Source organism: Kluyvera sp. EC_51, assembly GCF_019584505.1.
Taxonomy (GTDB): Bacteria; Pseudomonadota; Gammaproteobacteria; order Enterobacterales; family Enterobacteriaceae; genus Kluyvera; species Kluyvera sichuanensis.
In genome coordinates this window covers 48,867-72,133 of record NZ_VDAG01000105.1, presented here as the reverse complement: position 1 = coordinate 72,133, position 23,267 = coordinate 48,867, and the positions used below count along the sequence as shown (strand labels likewise).

At 55.4% G+C, this 23,267-nt stretch carries 21 protein-coding genes and 1 pseudogene; 10 read left to right on the top strand and 12 right to left on the bottom strand.

Annotated elements, in window-relative coordinates:
• Positions 1–127 precede the first annotated feature (127 nt).
• From FHC49_RS20635 to FHC49_RS20625, 3 genes are all read left to right on the top strand, one after another.
• Entirely contained in the window at positions 128–1,237 is a 1,110-nt protein-coding gene (locus FHC49_RS20635; RefSeq protein ID WP_370631781.1) for a PTS transporter subunit EIIC, read from the top strand.
• 165 nt (positions 1,238–1,402) lie between these two features.
• On the top strand, positions 1,403–2,812 hold the full coding sequence (locus tag FHC49_RS20630; protein ID WP_370631780.1) for a glycoside-pentoside-hexuronide (GPH):cation symporter: 1,410 nt from the start codon (positions 1,403–1,405) through the stop codon (positions 2,810–2,812).
• Positions 2,812–3,762: a family 43 glycosylhydrolase gene (locus FHC49_RS20625; RefSeq protein WP_220440750.1), complete on the top strand. Its 951-nt coding sequence runs from the start codon at positions 2,812–2,814 to the stop codon at positions 3,760–3,762. The genes FHC49_RS20630 and FHC49_RS20625 overlap by 1 nt, the downstream gene beginning before the upstream one ends.
• A gap of 82 nt (positions 3,763–3,844) precedes the next feature.
• On the opposite strand, the gene ampE is transcribed toward FHC49_RS20625, so the two are convergent.
• Together ampE and ampD are read right to left on the bottom strand one after the other, a co-directional pair.
• The gene (gene ampE / locus FHC49_RS20620; RefSeq protein ID WP_220440749.1) at positions 3,845–4,699 is read right to left on the bottom strand and encodes a beta-lactamase regulator AmpE; all 855 of its coding nucleotides are present in this window, start codon (positions 4,697–4,699) and stop codon (positions 3,845–3,847) included.
• A pseudogene (gene ampD, locus FHC49_RS20615) lies at positions 4,696–5,257 on the bottom strand (1,6-anhydro-N-acetylmuramyl-L-alanine amidase AmpD). The gene ampE and the pseudogene ampD overlap by 4 nt, the downstream one beginning before the upstream one ends.
• A gap of 213 nt (positions 5,258–5,470) precedes the next feature.
• On the opposite strand from ampD, the gene nadC reads away from it, so the two are divergent.
• From nadC to hofC, 4 genes are all read left to right on the top strand, one after another.
• Complete coding sequence (gene nadC, locus FHC49_RS20610; protein WP_185668527.1) at positions 5,471–6,364, top strand: carboxylating nicotinate-nucleotide diphosphorylase; 894 nt, start codon at positions 5,471–5,473, stop codon at positions 6,362–6,364.
• Positions 6,365–6,542: 178 nt separating this feature from the next.
• Positions 6,543–6,980, top strand: coding sequence for a prepilin peptidase-dependent pilin (gene ppdD / locus FHC49_RS20605; RefSeq protein WP_185668528.1), 438 nt, complete (start codon positions 6,543–6,545; stop codon positions 6,978–6,980).
• A 15-nt stretch (positions 6,981–6,995) separates the two neighbouring features.
• Entirely contained in the window at positions 6,996–8,381 is a 1,386-nt protein-coding gene (gene gspE, locus FHC49_RS20600) for a type II secretion system protein GspE (protein ID WP_220440748.1), read from the top strand.
• Entirely contained in the window at positions 8,374–9,576 is a 1,203-nt protein-coding gene (gene hofC, locus FHC49_RS20595; RefSeq protein ID WP_220440747.1) for a protein transport protein HofC, read from the top strand. Before gspE ends, hofC begins: the two co-directional genes overlap by 8 nt.
• A 31-nt stretch (positions 9,577–9,607) precedes the next feature.
• On the opposite strand, the gene FHC49_RS20590 is transcribed toward hofC, so the two are convergent.
• Positions 9,608–10,651, bottom strand: a complete 1,044-nt coding sequence (locus tag FHC49_RS20590) for a GMP reductase (RefSeq protein WP_185668533.1) — start codon at positions 10,649–10,651, stop codon at positions 9,608–9,610.
• Positions 10,652–10,875: 224 nt separating this feature from the next.
• Between FHC49_RS20590 and coaE the strand changes: the two genes are divergently transcribed.
• The 3 genes from coaE to yacG are packed head-to-tail and all read left to right on the top strand — an operon-like array spanning position 10,876 to position 12,443.
• Entirely contained in the window at positions 10,876–11,496 is a 621-nt protein-coding gene (gene coaE / locus FHC49_RS20585; protein ID WP_220440746.1) for a dephospho-CoA kinase, read from the top strand.
• On the top strand, positions 11,496–12,239 hold the full coding sequence (zapD, locus tag FHC49_RS20580) for a cell division protein ZapD (RefSeq protein WP_185668535.1): 744 nt from the start codon (positions 11,496–11,498) through the stop codon (positions 12,237–12,239). The genes coaE and zapD overlap by 1 nt, the downstream gene beginning before the upstream one ends.
• Positions 12,240–12,248: 9 nt before the next feature.
• The gene (gene yacG / locus FHC49_RS20575) at positions 12,249–12,443 is read left to right on the top strand and encodes a DNA gyrase inhibitor YacG (RefSeq protein ID WP_185668536.1); all 195 of its coding nucleotides are present in this window, start codon (positions 12,249–12,251) and stop codon (positions 12,441–12,443) included.
• An 82-nt stretch (positions 12,444–12,525) separates the two neighbouring features.
• Here yacG and mutT read toward each other — a convergent pair whose 3' ends face one another.
• The 9 genes from mutT to murC all read right to left on the bottom strand — a co-directional run bounded on the left by mutT (position 12,526) and on the right by murC (position 23,230).
• On the bottom strand, positions 12,526–12,915 hold the full coding sequence (mutT, locus tag FHC49_RS20570) for an 8-oxo-dGTP diphosphatase MutT (RefSeq protein WP_220440745.1): 390 nt from the start codon (positions 12,913–12,915) through the stop codon (positions 12,526–12,528).
• 59 nt (positions 12,916–12,974) lie between these two features.
• Entirely contained in the window at positions 12,975–15,680 is a 2,706-nt protein-coding gene (gene secA / locus FHC49_RS20565; protein ID WP_185668540.1) for a preprotein translocase subunit SecA, read from the bottom strand.
• Between the two features lie 64 nt (positions 15,681–15,744).
• A complete protein-coding gene (gene secM / locus FHC49_RS20560; RefSeq protein WP_220440744.1) occupies positions 15,745–16,251 on the bottom strand; it encodes a secA translation cis-regulator SecM in 507 nt (168 codons plus the stop codon).
• A gap of 260 nt (positions 16,252–16,511) precedes the next feature.
• Entirely contained in the window at positions 16,512–17,429 is a 918-nt protein-coding gene (gene lpxC, locus FHC49_RS20555) for a UDP-3-O-acyl-N-acetylglucosamine deacetylase (RefSeq protein WP_185668542.1), read from the bottom strand.
• 100 nt (positions 17,430–17,529) lie between these two features.
• Positions 17,530–18,681 carry a cell division protein FtsZ gene (gene ftsZ, locus FHC49_RS20550; RefSeq protein WP_035893043.1) on the bottom strand — a complete coding sequence of 384 codons (1,152 nt, stop codon included), beginning with the start codon at positions 18,679–18,681 and terminating at the stop codon, positions 17,530–17,532.
• Positions 18,682–18,744: 63 nt separating this feature from the next.
• Positions 18,745–20,007, bottom strand: coding sequence for a cell division protein FtsA (ftsA, locus tag FHC49_RS20545; protein ID WP_185668543.1), 1,263 nt, complete (start codon positions 20,005–20,007; stop codon positions 18,745–18,747).
• Positions 20,004–20,840, bottom strand: coding sequence for a cell division protein FtsQ (ftsQ, locus tag FHC49_RS20540; protein WP_220440743.1), 837 nt, complete (start codon positions 20,838–20,840; stop codon positions 20,004–20,006). Before ftsQ ends, ftsA begins: the two co-directional genes overlap by 4 nt.
• 1 nt (position 20,841) lies before the next feature.
• Positions 20,842–21,762, bottom strand: coding sequence for a D-alanine--D-alanine ligase (locus tag FHC49_RS20535; protein WP_220440742.1), 921 nt, complete (start codon positions 21,760–21,762; stop codon positions 20,842–20,844).
• Complete coding sequence (gene murC / locus FHC49_RS20530; RefSeq protein WP_185668546.1) at positions 21,755–23,230, bottom strand: UDP-N-acetylmuramate--L-alanine ligase; 1,476 nt, start codon at positions 23,228–23,230, stop codon at positions 21,755–21,757. Before murC ends, FHC49_RS20535 begins: the two co-directional genes overlap by 8 nt.
• Positions 23,231–23,267 lie beyond the last annotated feature (37 nt).

Genomic DNA, 23,267 nt, shown 5'->3' with positions numbered 1-23,267 from the left:
CGTTGCATAGGTCGGGTCTCAGTCCAGGGCATAGCGAGTCTCCTCTTCTATGCCAGTTATAACTGTTACCCATGTATCCGGTCTAAAGTGTTACCTATGTTTCCGGTTTGTACCGGGTGCCGCCCCGGTGCATAAGCAGGAGCAAGAGCAGAAGGCGTCCGCGTTTAACCGCCTGCTGAGCACGCTTTCAGCGATTTTTACCCCTTACATCGGCGTCCTGGCAGGCGTTGGGGTGGTAAAAGGTCTGGTCGTGCTGCTGCAAACGCTGGAACTTATTTCGACCAAATCCTGGCTGTTCGTGGTCTTTAACGCCCTTTCCAGCGGCGTGTTCGTGATGCTACCGCTGTTTATTGCCGTCACCGCATCGGATAAGTTCAAAACCAACCGCTTCACCGCGCTGGCGCTGACCGCTGCGATGGTCTTCCCGCTGACCGACGCCGCCACGCCGGACCACGTTGAGATCTTCAACCTCGCCTTCCCGCTGAAAATCTACGGCGGTGCGGTGATCCCGGCGATTTTTGCGGTCTGGTTCCTCAGCTATGTCGAGCGCTGGTGTAAAAAGTGGGTGCCGGAAATCGCCGCGCTGGTGTTCGTGCCGTGCCTGTCGTTGATTATCAGTGGCTTCGTGGTCTTCACCGTGATTGGCCCCATTGCTGACTATGTCGGTATTGGTATCGCTAACAGCTACACCTGGCTCTATAACCTGAGTCCGATGCTGTCCGGTGCGCTACTGGCGGGAATTGGTCAGCTGTTTGTGGTCTTCGGCGTGCACTGGGGGATCATCCCGATTGCCCTGATTAACATGCAGGTTAACGGCTACGATACGGTGATGGCGATGTTTATGTCCGCAGTGATGGGGCAGTTCGGCGCAGCGTTTGGCGCTATCTTTATTGCCCGTAACCTCAAGGACAAGCAGTTAGCTATCTCCGCCTCTATCTCGGCCTTCTTCGGTATCACTGAACCGGCGCTGTACGGCGTGAACCTGAAGTACCGGATGCTGTTTATCTTCGGTTGTATCGGCGCGGCGCTGGGCGGGGCAATCACCGGGCTGCTGGAGGTCAAAACCTACAGCTTCCTGCCGGTGCTCAACGTCTTCGAGCTGGGGCTGTTTAGCGGGCCAGAGTCGAAAGCCATTTATGAAGTGTTTGCGATTATCGTCGCCTTTAGCGTCCCGATGATCCTCACTATCATCTACGGCAAAACCCGCGTGCTGGTTCCAGCCGCCGATCTTCGCTGATTATCCACATGTGGTAGCGGCTGCAAACCGCTACCACGGCCTGTTACCTGCTTCACACTTTCCCCATAGCAGCAATATTATCCATATCAACAACGTTATCCTGCTAAGCGTTCCCCCATTCTGCGGCCAATAATCGTCTCTATACTCCCCATGAGAGACCTGGCGATGAACACAAGTAAACTGTCAGTAAAAGAGAAGATTGGCTATGGTATGGGCGACGCGGGATGCAACATCATCTTCGGCGCCATCATGTTGTTCGTTAACTACTTTTATACCGATATTTTTGGTTTAGCCCCGGCGCTGGTGGGCGTGTTGCTGCTGTCCATTCGCGTGATTGACGCGGTCACTGACCCCATCATGGGTGCCATGGCCGACCGCACTCGCAGTAAATATGGCCGCTTTCGTCCCTGGCTGCTGTGGATAGCCTTCCCCTATGCCCTCTTCAGCGTGCTGATGTTCACTACGCCGGAATGGAGCTATAGCAGCAAAGTTATCTATGCCTTTGTCACCTACTTCCTGCTCTCCATCACCTACACCGCGATCAACATTCCTTACTGCTCTCTGGGAAGCGTTATTACCAACGATCCGAAAGAGCGCGTGGCCTGCCAGTCCTATCGCTTTGTTCTGGTCGGTATTGCCACGCTGCTGCTGTCGCTGACCCTGCTGCCAATGGCTGATTGGTTCGGCGGCGCGGATAAAGCCAAAGGCTACCAGATGGCAATGACCGTGCTGGCATTTATCGGCATGTGCATGTTCCTGTTCTGCTTTGCCACCGTACGCGAACGCGTACGCCCTGCGGTGCAAACCAACGACGAACTGAAGCAGGATTTAAAAGACGTCTGGAAAAACGACCAGTGGGTACGCATTCTGCTGCTGACGCTGTGTAACGTCTGCCCCGGCTTTATCCGCATGGCGGCGACCATGTATTACGTCACCTGGGTTATGGGGGAAAGCACCCACTTCGCGACTATTTTCATCAGCCTCGGCGTGGTCGGTATGATGATCGGCAGTATGCTGGCGAAAGTGTTGACCGACCGCTGGTGCAAACTGCAGGTCTTCTTCTGGACCAACATTGCGCTGGCGATTTTCTCCGTGGCCTTCTACTTCTTCGACCCACACGCCACCACGCTGATTGTGGTGCTCTACTTCCTGTTGAACGTGCTGCACCAGATCCCTTCCCCGCTGCACTGGTCGCTGATGGCTGACGTGGATGACTACGGCGAATGGAAAACCGGTAAACGCATTACCGGCATCAGCTTCTCCGGTAACCTGTTCTTCCTGAAAGTCGGCCTGGCAGTAGCAGGGGCAATGGTGGGTTTCCTGCTCTCCTGGTACGGCTACGATGCCGGCGCCAAAGCGCAAAGCGATACCACTATCAACGGCATTATGCTGCTGTTCACCGTCATTCCGGGCGTAGGCTATCTGATTACCGCGGGCGTCGTCCGCCTGCTGAAAGTAGACCGTAGCCTGATGAAACAGATCCAGGAAGATCTGGAAAAGCGTCGCACCAACTACCGCGAGCTGAATGAATACCAGCAAGAGTTGCAATCCACTGAACACGCAAGGAAAGCCTGATGAAGAACTGGCCGAACCCCTTTATTGAACAACGCGCCGACCCGTTTATTCTGCATCACCAGGGGGCGTACTACTTTATCGCCTCGGTGCCAGAGTATGACCGGCTGGAGATCCGTCGCGCCAATAGCCTGGACAGCCTGAGAACCGCAGCGCCGGTTGTGGTCTGGCGTAAACCGGAAAGCGGCCCGATGAGCAATCTCATCTGGGCTCCCGAACTGCATGCTATCGACGGTAAATGGTACATCTACTTTGCGGCGGCCCACACCCAGGCGCTGGATGCGCTGGGAATGATCCAGCATCGCATGTTTGCACTGGAATGTCGCGATGCCGACCCGTTAACCGGCACGTGGGTAGAGAAAGGCCAGGTCAAAACGCCGTTCGATACCTTCTGTCTGGACGCCACCACCTTCCAGCATCAGGGAAAACGGTGGTATCTCTGGGCGCAGAAATCGCCGGATATCGCCGGTAACTCCAACCTGTATCTGGCCGAGCTGGAAAACCCGTGGACGATTAAGGGCGAGCCAGTGCTGCTCAGCAAACCGGAGTTCGACTGGGAGTGCCGAGGTTTTCTGGTCAATGAAGGGCCCGCTGTGGTGACGCACGCTAACCGTCTGTTTATCAGCTACTCCGCCAGCGCCACCGACGAAAACTACTGCATGGGGCTGCTGTGGATTGATAAAGACGCCGATATGACACAGCCCGCCAACTGGCACAAATCACCGCAGCCGGTGTTTACCACCAGCTATGAAAATCGTCAGTATGGGCCGGGGCATAACTGCTTTACGCAAACCCCTGAGGGCGAAGATGTGCTGGTCTATCACGCGAGGAACTACACGGAAATTGAAGGTGACCCGCTGTATGACCCGAATCGCCATACGCGCCTGAAAACGGTGCGCTGGAAAGAGGATGGCATGCCCGACTTCGGTATTCCACCGGCAGATACGTTGTAAACCTATCCCGCCCGCAGCGACCTGCGGGCGTTTGTTTGTCGCCCGGACGAGACGTTCACGTCAACTCCGGGGAGGCGCTCAACTACACCAACGTTCCGTAAATCGTCAGCAGCGCCATCACTACCACTAGCGCGTACGAGGTCTTCTTCGCCATCGACACCGCGGCTTTTGGCGTCGCCACCTTATCCACATGCGGCTCGCGAGCGAGCGAATACTGCGCCAGATGGGTCAGTACCTGATACTGCGAAGAGTGACGGTCGCCCAGTGACGCAAACCACGCCGGAAGCGCTTTCTCACCATGTCCAACCAGCGCGTACACCACGCCGACCAAGCGTACTGGAACCCAATCCACCACGTGTAAAATCGCATCAATACCCGACTGCAGACGATGATGCGGCGTCTGGTAGCGCGCCAGCCAGGACTGCCAGGCGCGTAAAAACGCATACCCCATCAGCGCCACTGGCCCCCACGTACCGCCCACAACGAACCAGAACAGCGGTGCCAGATAGAAGCGGTAGTTAATCCACAGCAGCGCGTTTTGCAGCTCCCGCAGGAATTCGCGCTCATCGCAGCCTGCCGGCACGCCGTGGATCATCGTCAGTTCGCTGGCCATTGCCTCACGCGCATGGGCATCATCGCGGGATGCCGCTTTAAGATAGGCATGATAATGCATACGCACGCGACCCGCGCCGATGCAAAGCAGGCCCAGTAGGATCCAGAACAGCAGTTCCGGAACGTTAAACAGCAGCCCGTCCAGCGCACGCTGGATAATACCCACAATGACCATCGCCACGATGGTCATCACCAGCGTTGCCGCCATGGAATAGTGCTTCACTCGCCGGAACAGCGTCTCGAGGCGGTGATCGAGCTGCCAGTGCTCGCCGAGCTTAAACAGTCGCTCCGCAAACAGAACCAGAAGCGTGGTAAACAGCGTCATGTCATCTCCTTATTCGACGGGGGTGACCAGTGCACGAAAACGGGCCCAATCAAACGCTGGACCGGGGTCAGTTTTACGCACGGGCGCAATATCACAGTGGCCGGTCATATTGTCGGCGATCGCGGGGTACTCGCGAATAAGCAACTGGGTTAACGCCGCCAACTGCTGGTACTGTTCATCGGTATAGGCCAGCGTATCGGTACCTTCAAGCTCAATGCCGATAGAAAAATCATTGCAGCGCTCACGGCCATGATAGGAAGAGACTCCAGCATGCCAGGCGCGTTTATCAAAAGGAACGTACTGCACAATTTCGCCATCCCGGCGAATCAGGCAGTGAGCAGATACACGCAAATGGGCGATTTCCGCAAAGAACGGATCGGCATCGGGGTCGATCGTGCCGGTAAACAGCGCATCAATCCACGGACCGCCAAACTGGCCTGGCGGCAGACTAATATTATGCACAACCAACAATGAAGGCGCTTCATCCTCCGGGCGACCATCATGGTGCGGAGACGGCACGTGCCGTACGCCCACCAGCCAGCCCTTATCTAACTGCATTCAGGATCTCCTTGTATACGACCTTTATACTCTAAGTAATTCAAGTTGCAGCAAGGCAGCGACGCAGCGAATCCCCGGGAGCGTACATAAGTACGTGACTGGGGAAGCTAACGCAGCTGCGGCTTGAAGTACGACGAGTATATATGGTTATGCCAGTCGGTTCAGAGTAGCATGTTTCAAACTTTCGCATCGTTACCAATTTGGAGCTTTATTATGCCGCCTCGCCGTTATAACTCAGACCATCGACGTGACGCGCTACTTGAACGTATCAACCTCGATATCCCTAACGCGGTTGCCCAAGCGCTGCGTGAAGATCTGGGAGGAGAAGTTGATGCCCATAATGATATTACCGCACAACTGCTGCCGGAAAACAGCCATTCACATGCCGTCGTCATCACCCGTGAAGACGGCGTATTTTGCGGCAAACGCTGGGTTGAAGAGGTCTTTATTCAGCTCGCCGGCGACGACGTCACGCTCACCTGGCATGTAGCCGACGGCGACGCGGTGAAAGCCGACCAGCCACTGTTTGAAATCGATGGACCTTCCCGCGTCCTGCTGACCGGTGAACGCACCGCGCTGAACTTCGTGCAAACGCTCTCCGGCGTGGCCAGTGAAGTCCGCAAATACGTCGAACTGCTGGAAGGCACCCACACCCAACTGCTGGATACCCGTAAAACGTTGCCGGGCCTGCGCACCGCGCTGAAATATGCCGTACTGTGTGGCGGCGGCGCAAACCATCGTCTGGGGCTTTCCGACGCGTTTCTGATTAAAGAGAACCACATTATTGCCTCCGGCTCCGTGCGTCAGGCGGTAGAAAAAGCCTTCTGGCTACACCCGGACGTTCCGGTGGAAGTCGAAGTGGAAAGCCTGCAGGAGCTAACCGAAGCGCTGAAGGCCGGGGCCGATATCATCATGCTCGATAACTTCAATACCGAGCAGATGCGTGAAGCGGTGAACATCACCCAAGGCCAGGCACAGCTGGAAGTCTCCGGCAACGTCACCTTCGACACCCTCCGTGAATTTGCCGAAACCGGCGTGGACTACATCTCCGTCGGCGCGTTGACCAAGCACGTCCGCGCCCTCGACCTCTCCATGCGTTTCCGCTAAATCGTCACCCGATGCCCTCCTGCGCGAGGGCATTTTTTTCGAACCTGATTCCCCTATCCCCTGCAACGCTGCAACTGCTGTAAAAAATCTGGAAGGCCGTTTCCTGTCTGCGTTTTTGTCCCTCGCGATGCCGGTACCGCTCTGACACAGTGGCACCAGATTCAGCAAGGAGCAGATCATGGACAATCAAAAGGGCTTCACTCTTATCGAACTGATGGTGGTTATCGGCATTATCGCCATTCTCAGCGCCATCGGCATTCCGGCCTATCAGAACTACCTGCGCAAAGCCGCACTCACCGACATGCTACAAACCTTCGTTCCCTATCGTACGGCGGTCGAACTCTGCGCGCTCGATCGCGGCGGCGTGGATAACTGCGATGCGGGCAGTAACGGTATTCCTTCACCGACCACCACGCGCTACGTCTCAGGCATGAGCATTGCCAAAGGCACGGTCACGCTCACCGGGCAAGAGAGTCTGAACGGCTTGAGCGTTACGCTGGTCCCCGGTTGGGATAACGCCAATGGCATTACCGGCTGGCAGCGTACCTGCGCTATCCAGAGCGACAGCGCCTTGCAGCAAGCCTGTGAGGATGTCTTCCGCTTTGACGCACAATAAACCAGGGCTCTCACCATGAAAAACGAACAGCTGTTAACGCTGTGCCAGCGCCATCACGCGGTGCTGCTGAATAACGACGAAGGGGAGCTGAATATTGCCGTCGTCGGCGCGCCGCCAGGGGAACTGCTGGAGGCCTTGCGCTTCGCAACCCAAAAGCGGGTCGATATTGAGTGCTGGGACCAGGAGCGAATGGACAAATACCTGGAGCAAAATGCTCAGAAGGCGACATCAGCCGTTCCCGAAGAGAGTGACAACGTGGTAGTCAGACTCGATCGTCTCCTCAAGCAGGCGCTATCGCAGCGGGCATCCGATATCCATTTTGAACCTTCAGAACACTACCTGCGCATCCGGTTGCGGGTAGACGGTGTGCTGCATGCGCTACCCACGGTACCGCTGCCGCTGATGACGCCACTGATTGCCCGCCTCAAGGTGCTCGGCAACCTGGATATTGCTGAACGTCGATTGCCGCAGGATGGTCAATTTACGCTGGATATCGCTGGGAAGCCGCTCTCCTTTCGCATCTCGACGCTGCCCTGCCGCTACGGCGAAAAGGTGGTGCTGCGTTTGCTACATAAGGTCGAACAGGCGTTGGATCTCCAGCGCCTCGGCATGTCATCCACGGCCTTAGAACTATTTCAGGCCGCACTGAGTCAGCCGCAAGGGCTTATCCTGGTGACCGGCCCTACCGGCAGTGGGAAAACGGTCACGCTCTATAGCGCACTGCAAAGCCTGAACCATACTGAGGTGAATATTTGCAGCGTGGAAGACCCTATCGAAATTCCGCTGGATGGTCTTAATCAGACTCAGGTGAGCGTGAAAAGCGGGCTGACCTTTCAAAGCGTCCTGCGATCCCTGCTACGTCAGGACCCGGATATTGTGATGGTCGGCGAAATCCGCGACGGTGAAACGGCGGAGATAGCCATCAAAGCGGCGCAAACCGGGCATCTGGTGCTCTCAACGCTGCATACCAACTCAACGGTCGAAACCTTAATCCGCTTAGAACAAATGGGGGTAGCGCGCTGGATGGTGTCATCGGCGCTGGTGATGGTTGTCGCACAGCGTCTGGTGCGCAAGCTGTGCCCGCACTGCCGCCAGAAAACCAGCGGTGAGCACAGGTTCCCACACGCCCTATGGCAACGCCCGCTGCCGCACTGGGCGGCTCCCGGTTGCCGCCACTGCTACGGCGGCTATCAGGGGCGCCTGGCGCTGTTTGAGGTTCTCCCCGTCACCGCGCCCATACGCCAGGGTATTGCCAATGGCGCAACGCCTGCTGAACTCATGAACCACGCCCGGCTGGCGGGTATGAGTACGCTATTTGAAAGCGGCTGCCTGGCTGTCGAACAAGGGCTGACAACGCAGGAAGAGCTATTCCGCGTTCTCGGAATGCCGAAAGATGAGTGAACAGCTATGGTACTGGCGGGGATTAACGGCCGACGGCGACGCACAAAGCGGTACCCTGTGGGCGGCCCATCGGCCGGCGGCACTGTTGGCCTTACAGCGCCAGCACATCACCGTGACAAAACTGAAACGCCGGACGGTCAACGGCGCCTTATGGCGAGTGCAGCATAGCAGCGCGGTTATCAGCCAGCTCGCCACGCTGCTACAGGCCGGTCTCACGCTCTCCGACGGGCTAGCGCTTCTTGCTGAGCAGCACCCTGCGCCGCAGTGGCGGGCGCTGCTCAGCACGCTTGCCGAACGACTGGCACAGAGCATCTCGCTCTCTGAGGGCCTTCAGCAGTGGCCGCAGGCATTTCCCCCGATCTATCTGTCGATGATTCGCACCGGCGAAATCACCGGTAAATTAGAGCACTGCTGTCTGGCGCTCGCCCATCAGCAGAAGGCCGAACTGCTGTTAAAAGCCAAAGTAAAAAAAGCCCTGCGCTACCCGCTGATTATTCTGTCGCTCGCCGTGCTGGTAGTCATGGCCATGGTCGGGTTTGTGCTGCCAGAATTCACCGCCATTTACCGCACCTTTAATACCCCGCTTCCCGCGCTGACCCTCGCGGTGATGGCAACAGCGGCATTCATTGAGCAGTGGCTTGCGTTAATCATTGGGATACTGCTTTTACCGCCAGGAATCAACGCCGCACTACGCCACCATCCACCTTGGCTGCGCCTCCGCCAGCGGGTGCTCTTGTCACTACCGGTAATGGGAACGCTTATCCATCGCCAGAGGCTTAGCCAGATATTTACCGTGCTGGCGCTGACACAGCGCGCAGGGATCGCATTTTTACAGGGGCTGGAAACCGTTGAAGAGACGCTGAACTGCCCGTGGTGGCGAGACGTCGTGACAACGTTACGCCAGGAGATAGCGCAAGGCAGCGCTATCTGGCAGGCGATGGAAAACAGCCGCGCCTTTACGCCCTTATGCTTACAGTTGGTGAGAATCGGCGAGACGTCTGGTGCGCTGGATGACATGCTGGAGAACCTTGCCCGTCATCATCATGAACACACGCAAAATTTAGCCGAGAATTTAACCGCGCTGCTAGAGCCTGCGCTATTGATTGTGACCGGGGTAATTATCGGGACGCTGGTGGTGGCGATGTATCTGCCCATTTTTCATCTGGGCGATGCCATCAGTGGCGGAATGGGATAACGCTGGCGCAGGGTGCGCCAGCGTGAGCGAATTACAGGCTGTTGAACACGCGGTTCTCTTGTTCCTGTACACGGATAAAGGTGGTGCGTTTGGTCAGCTCTTTTAAGCGCGATGCCCCAACGTAGGTACAGGCAGAACGCAGGCCGCCCAGGATGTCACGCGCGGTGTTATCAACCGGTCCGCGCAGCGGCAGCTTAACGGTTTTGCCTTCGGCCGCGCGGTACTGCGCAACGCCACCAACGTGACGCTTCATCGCTGACTCAGAGCTCATGCCGTAGAACAGCATGAATTTTTCGCCGTTTTCTTCCACTACGGTACCACCGCTCTCATCGTGACCAGCCAGCATACCGCCAAGCATCACGAAGTCTGCGCCGCCGCCGAATGCCTTAGCCACATCGCCCGGCATGGTGCAACCGCCATCACTGACGATTTGACCGCCGAGGCCGTGCGCGGCGTCGGCACATTCGATAACCGCAGACAGCTGCGGATAGCCCACACCGGTTTTCACACGGGTGGTGCACACGGAACCTGGGCCAATACCCACTTTCACGATATCAGCGCCGGACAGAATCAGCTCTTCGCACATTTCACCCGTCACCACGTTGCCTGCGCAGATGGTTTTGGTCGGCCAGGCTGCACGTGCTTTTGCCACGAACTGAACGAAGTGCTCGGAGTAACCGTTCGCCACGTCAATGCAGACGAAATTCAGCGACGGGTGCAGTTTCAGGATCTGCTGCGTTTTTTCGAAATCAGCATCGGAGGTGCCGGTCGATACCATCACGTGACGCAGGACGTCTTCAGACTCAGCCTGAACAAACGCGCTCCACTGTTCAACAGTGTAGTGCTTGTGTACGGCGGTGAGGATATCGAAAGAGGCCAGTGCTTTTGCCATCCCGAAGGTACCCACGGAGTCCATATTCGCAGCAATGATCGGCACGCCAGACCAGCGTTGTCCTGAATGTTTAAAGGTGAATTCGCGTTCCAGTTCAACATCGGAACGGCTTTTAAGAGTAGAGCGTTTAGGGCGGATAAGAACGTCTTTGAAACCTAATTTCAGATCTTCTTCGATACGCATGTGCGAATTCCTGGGGTTAATGGCAATTAAATTGAGAGCACAACTCCAGTAATGCAATCATACGCACTAATCAGGGCTTCGCAAGACTGCGAATTTCACTTTTTTTACGCTACAATCCCATAAATTTACCTGGCGATTAGTGCCGTGTATCGTTGATCCACTCACTTGGTCCGTCAGTTTTTTAACCAAATGATTTTAATACTAAAAATCCAGGGCTAAGCGGTATGACTTACACAGTAGCGTTAACAGGCGGCATCGGAAGCGGCAAAAGTACGGTCGCTGATGCATTTTTTCGCCTGGGTATTTACGTTATTGATGCCGATATTATTGCCCGTCAGGTTGTCGAAACGGGTACACCGGCGCTAGCGGCCATTGCCGAACATTTCGGCGCATCTATTCTGACCGAGGAAGGCGCGCTAAATCGTCGTGTACTACGCGAACATATTTTCGCCCACCCCGATGAAAAAACCTGGCTAAACGCCCTACTGCATCCCCTCATTCAGCAAGAAACACAGCGCCAACTACAGCAGGCGACCTCGCCTTATGTACTGTGGGTTGTTCCTCTGCTGGTGGAAAACAAACTCTACGAGCGGGCCGATCGCGTACTGGTCGTCGATGTGTCACGTGAAACCCAGCTTCTTAGAACCATGCAGCGTGACCAGGTGTCGCGAGAGCATGCGGAAAATATCCTTGCTGCCCAGGCCACTCGCGAAGCGCGTCTGGCGGTAGCTGATGACGTCATTAATAACAACGGCACACCAGATGCGATTGCATCGGATGTCGCTCGCCTTCACGCCCTCTATCTTGAGCTCGCGGCACAGGCTGTATCACAGGAAAAATCGTAATGCACACCCACATCCTTTTTGAGCATCCCCTGAACGAAAAAATGCGTACCTGGCTGCGTATTGAATTTCTGACGGAACAATTGAACGCCAATTTACCCATCAGGGATCACGCCAGCGCACTGCATTTTTTTCGCAATGTAGGGGATTTACTGGATGTGTTCGAGCGCGGCGATATCCGCACCGAACTGCTCAAAGAACTAGAGCGCCAGCAGCGCAAACTGAACGCCTGGAGCGAAGTTGAAGGCGTGGACTTAACCCGTATTGATGCTCTGCGCCAGCAGTTAAAGAACAGCAGCAGTATCCTGATGGCCGCGCCGCGCGTAGGGCAATTTCTGCGTGAAGATCGGTTGATTGCGCTGGTTCGCCAGCGTCTGAGCATTCCGGGCGGCTGCTGCAGCTTTGATTTGCCTACGCTGCATATCTGGCTGCACTCAAAGCAGCATCAACGCGATGCACAGGTTGATACCTGGCTGGAAAGCCTGGCGCCGCTGAATCAAGCGCTGTCGCTGATTCTCGATCTGGTGCGCAACTCAGCACAGTTCCGCAAACAGACCAGTCTTAACGGTTTCTACCAGGACAACGGTGAAGATGCCGATCTGCTGCGCCTGAAGCTGGAAATTACCTCGCAGCTGTATCCGCAGATCTCCGGGCACAAGAGCCGCTTTGCCATCCGCTTTATGCCGTTGGATAGCGAGCATGGCCTGGTGCCAGAGCGTCTGGATTTTGAACTGGCCTGCTGCTAAGGAGAGACCATGTCTGACGTCACCACGGTAAACTGCCCAACCTGCAACAAACCGGTTATCTGGGGCGAACAGAGCCCCTATCGCCCATTCTGCTCCAAACGCTGCCAGCTGATCGATCTCGGCGAATGGGCGGCTGAAGAGAAGCGTATTCCCAGCAGCGGCGATCTCTCCGAGAGCGACGACTGGAGCGAAGACCAGCAGTAAACCCAAGGTAGCCCAGCCGAGCGTAGTGATGCCGGGGACTTCCCGGAGTCGGCGCTAACGCACCTCGTCCGGGCTACAAATCTTACTCTGCGATCAGCTTTTCAATCACCGGTGCGTTCGCTGGCGGAAACTCCTCCGCGACCAGTTTCTGCTGCGCTACCCAGCGTCCCGGCTGCCCTTCTTTACCCCACGGCTCACCTTCCCAACCGTCAACCAGCCAGAACCACAGCGTAATGTGGCGGTCCGGGAACTGATATTCCAGCTTATCAAACTGATGCAGCGACGTGGCTGTTATGCCCACCTCCTCCTGCAGTTCACGGATAACCGCATCCTGAGGCGTTTCGCCGGCTTCAATTTTCCCGCCGGGAAACTCCCATTTATGGGCCATATGTGCGTCGGCAGCGCGCTGGGTAATGTAGATCTCACCAGCAGTATTGCGAATGATGCCAACGGATATTTGCAGTATTTTCATTTTGTCTTATCCATAAAAAAGGCGCAGTAATCTGCGCCTTTTGTCTTGTTATCGTGACCTTAGCTCAGACGGCCGTGGCACTGTTTGAATTTTTTGCCGGAACCACAAGGGCACGGATCGTTACGACCCACTTTACGATCGCCAGTTTGTGCAGCCAGATCCTCTGCAACGGCTTCGTCATCGCTCTTATGGCTCAGCTGCTGCATCTGCGCCAGACGTTCAGCTTCCAGACGACGCTGCTGCTCCATCTCTTCCACTTCTTCCGGCATACGCACCTGAACCTTGCTCAGGGTGCTGATCACTTCATATTTCAGTGACTCCAGCATCGCGGCGAACATGGCGAAGGATTCACGCTTGTATTCCTGCTTTGGATCTTTCTGCGCATAGCCACGCAGGTGGATACCCTGACGCAGGTAGTCCATCGCCGCCAGGTGCTCTTTCCACAGGGAGTCGAGGGTCTGCAGCATCACGCCTTTTTCGAAGTGACGCATCATTTCGGTGCCAACCACTTCTTCTTTACGCTGATAAACCTCAACGGCGCTGGCCAGAATACGCTCGCGCAGCGTCTCTTCGTGCAGCTCAGGCTCTTTGTCCAGCCACTCAGAGATAGGCAGTTCGAGGTCGAAGTCGTTTTTCAGACGTTCCTGCAGGCCAGGGATATCCCACATCTCTTCCAGAGACTGCGGCGGAATGTGCGCATCAATGGTCGCTTTGAAGACATCTTCGCGGATGCTGTTGATGGTTTCGCTCACGTCAGACACGTCCAGCAGTTCGTTACGCTGGGTGTAGATAGCGCGACGCTGGTCGTTGGCAACGTCATCATATTCCAGCAGCTGCTTACGAATATCGAAGTTACGGCTTTCTACTTTACGCTGTGCGTTGGCAATCGCTTTCGTCACCCATGGGTGCTCGATAGCTTCCCCCGGCTTCATCCCCAGTTTACGCATCATGCCGGACACGCGGTCAGAGGCAAAGATACGCATCAGGGCATCTTCCATAGACAGGTAGAAACGGGAAGAACCCGCATCACCCTGACGGCCGGAACGACCACGAAGCTGGTTATCGATACGACGAGATTCGTGACGTTCGGTACCAATGATGTGCAGACCACCTGCCGCCAGAACGGCGTCGTGACGAACCTGCCAATCGGCTTTGATCTGAGCAATCTGTTCTGGCGTTGGATCTTCCAGCTGCGCGACTTCTGCCTGCCAGCTACCACCCAGCATAATATCGGTACCACGACCCGCCATGTTGGTAGCGATGGTCACGGCCGCAGGATAACCCGCCTGAGCAACGATATCTGCTTCGCTGGCGTGGAATTTGGCGTTCAGTACGTTGTGCTTGATGCCCGCTTTGGTCAGCTCATGGGAAACCACTTCAGATTTTTCGATAGAGATAGTACCGACCAGCACCGGTTGGCCCGCGGCAGTACGCTCTTTAATATCTTCGATGATCGCCTGAATTTTTTCCGCTTCGGTCATGTAGACCAGATCCGGCATATCTTTACGGATCATTGGGCGGTTAGTTGGCACCACGACGGTATCCAGCTTGTAGATAGAGCTGAATTCGAAGGCTTCGGTGTCCGCCGTACCGGTCATACCGGCCAGCTTTTCGTACAGACGGAAGTAGTTCTGGAAGGTGATGGACGCCAGAGTCTGGTTTTCGTTCTGGATCTCAACGCCTTCTTTCGCTTCCACCGCCTGGTGCAGACCATCGGACCAGCGACGGCCCTGCATGGTACGACCGGTGTGTTCATCGACGATGATAACTTCGCCATCTTTGACGATATAGTCAACGTCGCGGGTGAACAGCACGTGGGCGCGCAGCGCAGCGGTAACGTGGTGCATCAGCATGATGTTAGCTGGAGAGTACAGGGACTCGCCTTCTTCCATAATGCCTTCGTTCACCAGCAGCTCTTCAATCAGCACCAGACCGCGTTCGGTCAGGTTTACCTGGCGAGATTTTTCGTCAACGGAGAAGTGACCTTCACCCTGGAAGGTGTCGGAATCTTCCTTCTCCTGGCGCACCAGGTGAGGAATGATTTTGTTCACTTTCTTGTACATTTCGGAGCTGTCTTCCGCCGGACCGGAGATGATAAGCGGCGTACGCGCTTCATCGATCAGGATGGAGTCAACTTCATCGACCAGCGCATAGTGCAGTTTACGCTGTACGCGCTCTTCCGGGCTGAATGCCATGTTGTCACGCAGGTAGTCAAAACCGTATTCGTTGTTGGTACCGTAGGTGATGTCCGCGTTGTAGGCTTCACGCTTAGCAGGTGCTGGCAGGCCGGACATGTTGATACCAACGGTCATGCCGAGGAATTCGAACAGTGGACGGTTGTTTTCGGCGTCACGCTGCGCCAGATAGTCGTTGACGGTCACCACGTGCACGCCTTTGCCGGACAGTGCGTTCAGGTAAGCCGGTAGCGTTGCGGTCAGGGTTTTACCTTCACCGGTACGCATTTCCGCGATGCAGCGGTCATTCAGAACCATACCGCCGAGCAGCTGTACGTCGAAGTGACGCATGCCAAACACACGCTTACTCGCTTCACGAACCACAGCAAACGCTTCTGGGATCAGGCTCTCAACGGATTCGCCTTTCTCAATGCGCGCACGGAATTCGTTGGTTTTCGCTTTCAGCTCGTCGTCGGAGAGTTTTTCCATCTCCGGTTCCATCGCATTGATGATGCCTACAGCTTTACGCATGCGGCGCAGGGTACGGTCGTTACGACTACCAAAAACTTTGGTCAATAATTTGATTAACATAATAAAATCTCAAACGCCCCGACATTTCGGAGTCAGAAAAATAAAGGATATAAAGCGGTTATTTTCAGACGAGGCGCTGCGGCCCGGCGCGGATGCCCTGCACCTGGCTTATCCAGGTCGGGATGCTAAAAGCGTGAGGGGGTAAAGCAGGTAAAATGACAGCCTGGGCGATCACCGCCGGCGGCTGACTTTCAACATTGAGTAACGCGTTGAGCGTGTCGAGCAGAGCCAGATGCTGTGCAGCCTGAAGCGGCGACGCGGGCTCGGCAACCGGTGACGCGGTAGGCGCCATGGCAAAAGAGAGGTGGCGAATAACCGTGCGAATGGCATGCTGATGCCAGTAGTCCACGCTAAAGGATGGGCGGCGGTTGTTCTCAAGGCGCGCCAGCTGCGTGAAATCGATTTTCTGCGACGGATGATGGTTACTGGTGGTCTCGCGGGCAGGCGACGCTGGCTCGGTATTACTCGCAAGTGCAGGCAAGCCAAAGCTGGCAGCAACCATCCCCAACAGGAGATGCGGCCAGAAGTAGCGTCTGCCAAACTGTCGCCAACGCGTCAGCATTCCACTCACGTAATGTTCCACCTTCGGTTTAAGTACCGTTATTCTATTTTCGCGCCAAGATATTATCATTAATGCAGCGCTGCGACAGCAGGAATGACGAAATCATCACCGAAAAACGGGTTAAGAAAGCAGCGGTTGCACAAGTGTGTGATCTTTACAAAGACACTGACGGCGGGAAAGAGAAATTTCGAGCGCTAAAAAGAAAAACGACTGGTTCCCTGACCGGAGAGAGTGCCAGGTTGCCAGTCGAATTTACGCGATGGTCAGGCTTACGCCAGAACCATTGATGGTGCTTTGAACGCCAGCGGCAGTTCTGCGTCGTCCTGGAAGGTCACGAATTCCCAAGCTTCCTGTTTTGCCAGGACCGCTTGCAGAAGTTTGTTATTGAGCGCATGACCGGATTTGTACGCGGTAAATGCACCAATAATGTTGTGACCACACATGAACAAGTCACCGATAGCATCCAGCATTTTGTGACGAACGAATTCATCTTCAAAACGCAGGCCGTCTTCGTTCAGTACGCGATAATCGTCAACAACGATGGCACAATCGAAGCTGCCGCCCAGGCACAGGCCGCGGGACTGCAGATATTCGATATCACGCATGAAACCGAAAGTACGGGCACGGCTGATCTGGCGCATGAACGCATCTGCGGAGAAGTTCATCGCATAACGCTGCGTGCTGGAATCAATCGCCGGGTGGTTAAAGTCGATGGTAAAGTCCAACGAGAAACCATTGTACGGTTTGAATTCAGCCCACTTATCGCCATCTTCAACGCGAACGGTGTCTTTAATACGGACGAATTTCTTCGCGCAGTTCAGTTCATCGATGCCGGCATCCAGCAACAGATAAACGAATGGCGCAGCACTACCGTCCATAATCGGGATTTCTGGTGCATCGACTTCAACAACGATGTTGTCGATACCCAGGCCCGCCAGCGCGGCGTTGAGGTGCTCTACGGTAGAAATCCGCACGTCATGCTCGTTGACCAGGCAAGTACAGAGCATAGTATCACGCACAGATTTGGCATCGGCCGGGAAATCTACCGGAGGATTCAAGTCGGTGCGACGATAGATGACCCCGGTATTTGCCGGCGCAGGGCGTAACGTCAGTGTGACCTTTTTGCCGGTGTGTAAACCGACGCCAGTCGCCTGAACGATACGTTTAAGAGTCCTTTGTTTGATCATCGTATAATCTCGCCAAATTAACTATCCAACCGAAGTGTATAACACATTCGGTGGGCCAGTTTAGCACAAAGAGCGCAGATTCCCAACTTCCAGCTAATTCTTAATCAGCTTGCTTGCGCAGGAATGCCGGGATATCCAGGTAATCCGGTTCTTTAGTGGTCTGCGGCGTATTGTCGTTAACCACTTTAGCTGCCGGTTTCTGTTCTTGCGTCAGCGGCGCCATACCGTGCTGCTGATAGCGATCCAGCGCAGGCTGCTGCGTCTGCTTGTTGGTCACCAGGGTGATCTCAGGACGCTTGTCCATGCCAATACCGGTGGCAACAACGGTAACACGCAGTTCGTCGTTCATATCCGGGTCAAGGGACGTACCGATAACCACGGTGGCATTGTCCGACGCGAACGCACGGATAGTATTACCTACGGTTTCGAACTCATCCAGACGCAGGTCGAAGCCCGCGGTGATGTTGACCAGAACGCCACGTGCGCCGGACAGGTCGATGTCTTCCAGCAGCGGAGAAGAGATAGCCATTTCAGCCGCTTCTTCCGCACGGTCTTCACCGCTTGCCACACCGGAGCCCATCATTGCATAGCCCATTTCGGACATTACAGTACGGACGTCCGCGAAGTCGACGTTCATCAGGCCAGGACGGGTGATCAGCTCAGCGATACCCTGTACCGCGCCTTTCAGCACGTCGTTCGCCGCGCCAAACGCGTCAAGCAGGGAGATACCGCGGCCCAGAACTTTCAGCAGCTTGTCGTTCGGGATGGTGATCAGGGAGTCCACGTGCTTGGACAGTTCGGTAATACCCTGCTCCGCAAACGCCATACGCTTCTTGCCTTCAAAGTTGAAAGGCTTAGTCACGACAGCGACGGTCAGGATACCTAAATCTTTAGCCACTTCAGCAACCACTGGCGCTGCACCGGTACCGGTACCGCCGCCCATGCCTGCTGCGATGAACACCATGTCTGCACCATCTAACGCAGCGCGCAGTGCTTCACGGTCTTCATCAGCCGCGTTGCGACCGACTTCTGGGTTTGCCCCAGCACCCAGACCTTTGGTAATACCGCTACCAATCTGGATAGTCTGGCCAACCGCCGTTTTACGCAGTGCCTGCGCATCGGTGTTAACAGCAAAAAACTCAACACCTTCGATGCGTTCGCGCACCATGTGTTCAACGGCATTACCGCCGCCGCCACCGACGCCGATGACTTTAATCACCGCGTCGTTGGTCAGTTCCATAGGTTCAAACATAGTTTCTCTCCGTTTTGTGCCTGTCGCCCGAGACCCTGAATTGTGCATGGGTCTCTTTAAAAATTAAAACTCTTTGCGTAACCAGCTATTCAGTCGTTTGATCCACGATCCGACCGATGCGGTGACGCGCTTTTCTACCTCTGCTTCACCACTTAAGTGGGACTCTTTCCCGTAGTGCAGCAGGCCCACCGCCGTTGAATAATACGGCTCCTGGGCATAGTCCGTCAGACCAGTAATATTCAGCGGCGCACCGATACGAACCTGCGTATGGAACACCCGCTGCGCGCAAGCCGCCAACCCTTCAATTTGCGCTGCGCCACCGGTCAATACAATCCCCGCCGCGAGGTGGTGTTTGACACCCTGCTGACGAAGCTGTTCCTGTAACTGTAAAATCTCTTCATTGACGAGGTTCAGCAGCTCGGTATAACGCGGCTCAATGACCTCTGCCAATGTCTGGCGCTGCAGGCTACGCGGCGGACGACCGCCCACGCTTGGCACTTCAACGCTCTCATCTTTGCCCACAATGGAGCCCAGCGCGCAGCCGTGGCGCACTTTAATGGCCTCAGCATCGCTCGGCGGCGTGCCGAAGGCATAGGCGATATCACTGGTCACCACGTTCCCTGCATAAGGAATCACTTTGGTGTGACGCAGTGCGCCGCCAGTGTAGACCGCGATATCCATTGTACCGCCGCCGATGTCCACAACGCAGACACCCAGCTCACGTTCATCTTCCGTTAACACGGAATAGCTGGAAGCCAGGCCGGCAAAAATCAGCTGATCGACCTTCAGGCCACAACGCTCTACCGCTTTGACGATATTTTTCGCCATGTCGTTGTGACAGGTAATCAGATGTACCTTCGCCTGCATACGCACACCGGATAAGCCTACCGGGTTTTTGATCCCTTCCTGATAATCAATTGCGTATTCTTGCGGAATGACGTGCAAAACACGATGTTCATCACGTACGCGAACGGATTTCGCCGTGTGAACGACGTTCTCCACGTCTTCCTGCGTGACCTCTTCTTCTGAGATAGGCACCATACCTATCTCATTTTGACAGCTAATGTGCTTACCGGAAAGCGCCAGATATACCGAAGAGATCTGGCAATCCGCCATCAGCTCCGCCTGGTCGATAGCGCGCTGTGCGCATTTCACTACCGACTCAAGGTCGTTAACCCCGCCTTTATCCATACCACGGGATGGGCAACTGCCAACCCCAATGATATTAATCACTCCGTCGGGCAGAACTTCCCCTACTAAAGCGGCTACTTTTGCAGTGCCAATCTCCAGTCCAACTACCAGTTTTCTGTCCGTCGCCTTGATCATTGTTGTTCTGCCTGTGCCTGATTCTGTTGTTGATTAGTATCCGCCGCAGGAGCAGGTTCCCAGCCTACTGCCGCCCCCGAGTCATAACGCAAATCAACATAGCTAATCCGATTACCGTCTGTTTGCGCCTGCTGCTGTAGAACCGGGTACAGTTCTAAAAAACGTTCCAGCCGCTTCATCGTATCGCCCCGTCCCAGGTTCAGCTTGATACCGTTATCAAGCGTCAACTGCCACGAACGGCGCGCGGTCATCGCCGCAACCTTCAACGTGAACTTCCCTTTCGCGAGCATCGCCCCCATGTCGTGATAGCCCTGCAATACTTCGCTTGCGCTGCCTTCAGGGCCATAGAGCATAGGTAAAGTTTGCTTACTGGTACGATCGGCGGGAACGCTGAAGGCATTCCCCTCGGCATCCACCATGTGCTGATCATTCCAACGTGCAATGGGCACATATTCAACCAGATGAATCTTCAATTCGTCCGGCCACTGCTTTCTGACGCTTGCCTGTTTAATCCACGGCAGACGTTCAATCTGACTCTGGACGATATTCACATCCTGGGTCATAAAGGTTCCCGGCGATCCCAATGCCAGAATGGACTGCCGAATATCATCGTTACGCGTGTAATGACGATCGCCAGTCACCACCAGTTTTGAGATGGGCAATCGTTGCGCATCTTCCATCCAGCCCAGCACTACCCAGCCGCTAACAAACACGGTACACAACACCGCTAGCAGGAAAACAATTCCCACCAGATGCGTTCCATTATTGCGCCGTGAAGCGGCATACTCTTCCTCTTCTTCACGGTTCCGCGTATTCAGCGCAGCCTGCGACATATCACCCCGCCAGGTCCAGAATTCGTACTACCAGCTGCGAGAAGCTCATTCCCGCCTGACGCGCCGCCATCGGCACCAGACTGTGGCTGGTCATCCCCGGAGAGGTGTTTGCCTCCAGCAGATAATACTGGCCATCGCTGTCCTGCATCACGTCAATGCGACCCCATCCACGGCAGCCTAAGACTTTCCAGGCTTTCAGTACTAAAGACTGCATTGCCGATTCCTGGGATGAATCTTCACAGCCTGGGCAGAAATATTTCGTCTCATCAGAGAGATACTTCGCTTCATAATCATAGAAGGTTCCGGCAGGTTGGATGCGAACTGTCGGTAAAATTTCTTCACCAAGCACCGCAACCGTAAATTCCGGCCCACTGAGCCATTTTTCTACCAGAACTTCGTCATCGTGTTGAAACGCCTGCGTTAACGCTTCAGCCAGGTCAGCACTCTCGATGACTTTCGACATCCCAACGCTTGAGCCTTCGCGGCTCGGCTTAACGATAAGCGGCAGGCCAAGCGCCGCAATCTGCGTCTGAACATCGCTGGAAAGCCCGGCATTAAAGGCTTCGCGCTCAACGGCAACCCAAGGAGCGACCGGTAATCCGGCCCCCTGCCACAGCAATTTACTGCGCAGTTTATCCATTGAAATGGCCGATGCCATCACGCCGCTGCCGGTATACGGAAGTTTTAAGAGTTCCAGTAATCCTTGCAGCGTGCCATCTTCGCCGCCACGGCCGTGCAGCGCAATAAACGCTTTCTGAAAACCCATATTTTTCAGTTGGGTAACATCAGTCTCTTTTGGGTCTACCGGATGAGCATCAATGCCCGCTTCGCGAAGACCGGCCAGCACCGCCGCGCCGGAGTTTAACGACACGTCGCGTTCGGCTGAGGTTCCACCCAAAAGAACCGCGATCTTATCAGCCATGGCGCGGTTCCTCCTGAGTTTGCGGCTTCAGTTTGATTTCAGCTAAGTTACGCGCGATTTTACCAATATTTCCCGCGCCTTGAATTAGAACAAGATCATTACCCGTCAGTACTGATGCCAGCATTTCCGGGACCTGAGCGCTATCCGAAATCAGAATCGGGTCCACCTTTCCACGTCCACGAATGGTACGGCACAGTGAACGGCTATCGGCCCCTGGAATCGGCGCTTCGCCCGCCGGATACACATCCAGCATCAGCAGCGCATCGACCTGAGTCAACACGTGAGCAAAATCATCGTACAGGTCGCGCGTACGGGTGTAGCGGTGCGGCTGGAATACCATCACCAGCTTTTTGTCCGGCCAGCCAGCGCGGGCGGCTTTGATCGTCGCATCGACTTCCGTTGGGTGGTGACCGTAGTCGTCCACCAGCAGCGCGGTGCCTTCTTTACCGTTCACCTCTTCCAGTGGGAATTCCCCCAGGAAGTCAAAACGACGACCGGTGCCCTGGAAACTTTCCAGCGCGCGCAGAATCGCCTCGTCTTCAATGCCCTCTTCCGTCGCCACTGCAACCGCCGCAGCGGCATTCAGCGCGTTATGACGGCCTGGCGCATTCAGCGTCACGCGCAGGTCTTCTTTATCCTGACGCACCAGCGTGAAGTGTCCCTGCGGGCCAATCTGCTGGTAGCTTTCCACACGAACATCCGCATCGTCGCTGAAACCGTAAGTGGTGGTCTGACGGCCTACGCGCGGCAGCAGCTCGCGAATAACCGGGTCATCAACGCACATCACCGCACGGCCATAAAACGGCAGGTTGTGCAGGAAGTTGATAAACGTCTGCTTTAAATTCTCGAAGTCGCCCTGGTAGGTATCCATATGGTCGGCTTCGATGTTGGTGACAATCGCCACCATCGGCTGCAGATGCAGGAACGACGCGTCGCTCTCATCGGCTTCCGCAATCAGGTAGCGGCTATGACCCAGACGCGCATGCACGCCTGCCGCCTTCACCAGGCCACCGTTGACGAAGGTCGGGTCCAGCCCGGCTTCCGCATAAATGCTTGCGACCATCGCGGTGGTCGTGGTTTTACCGTGTGTCCCGGCAATGGCGATGCCGTGACGAAAACGCATCAGCTCCGCCAGCATTTCCGCGCGGCGAATCACCGGAATACGCGCCTCATGCGCGGCAACAATTTCCGGGTTATCAGCAGAGATTGCCGTAGAGACCACCACCACGCTCGCATCGCGAACGTTTTCCGGGCGGTGATTGAAATAGATGGTGGCGCCCAATTTCGTCAACTGCTGCGTCACCGGGTTCGGCGCCAGGTCGGAACCGCTGATCTGATACCCTTCGTTGGCCAGTACTTCAGCAATACCGCCCATACCGGCGCCGCCGATGCCAACAAAGTGAATGTGCCGGACGCGACGCATCTCGGGCACAATAGAACGCAGTTTCGCCAGTTGTTGTGTATTCATTCTCTAAACGCCATCACTTCTGAAATTCGGGCGACGC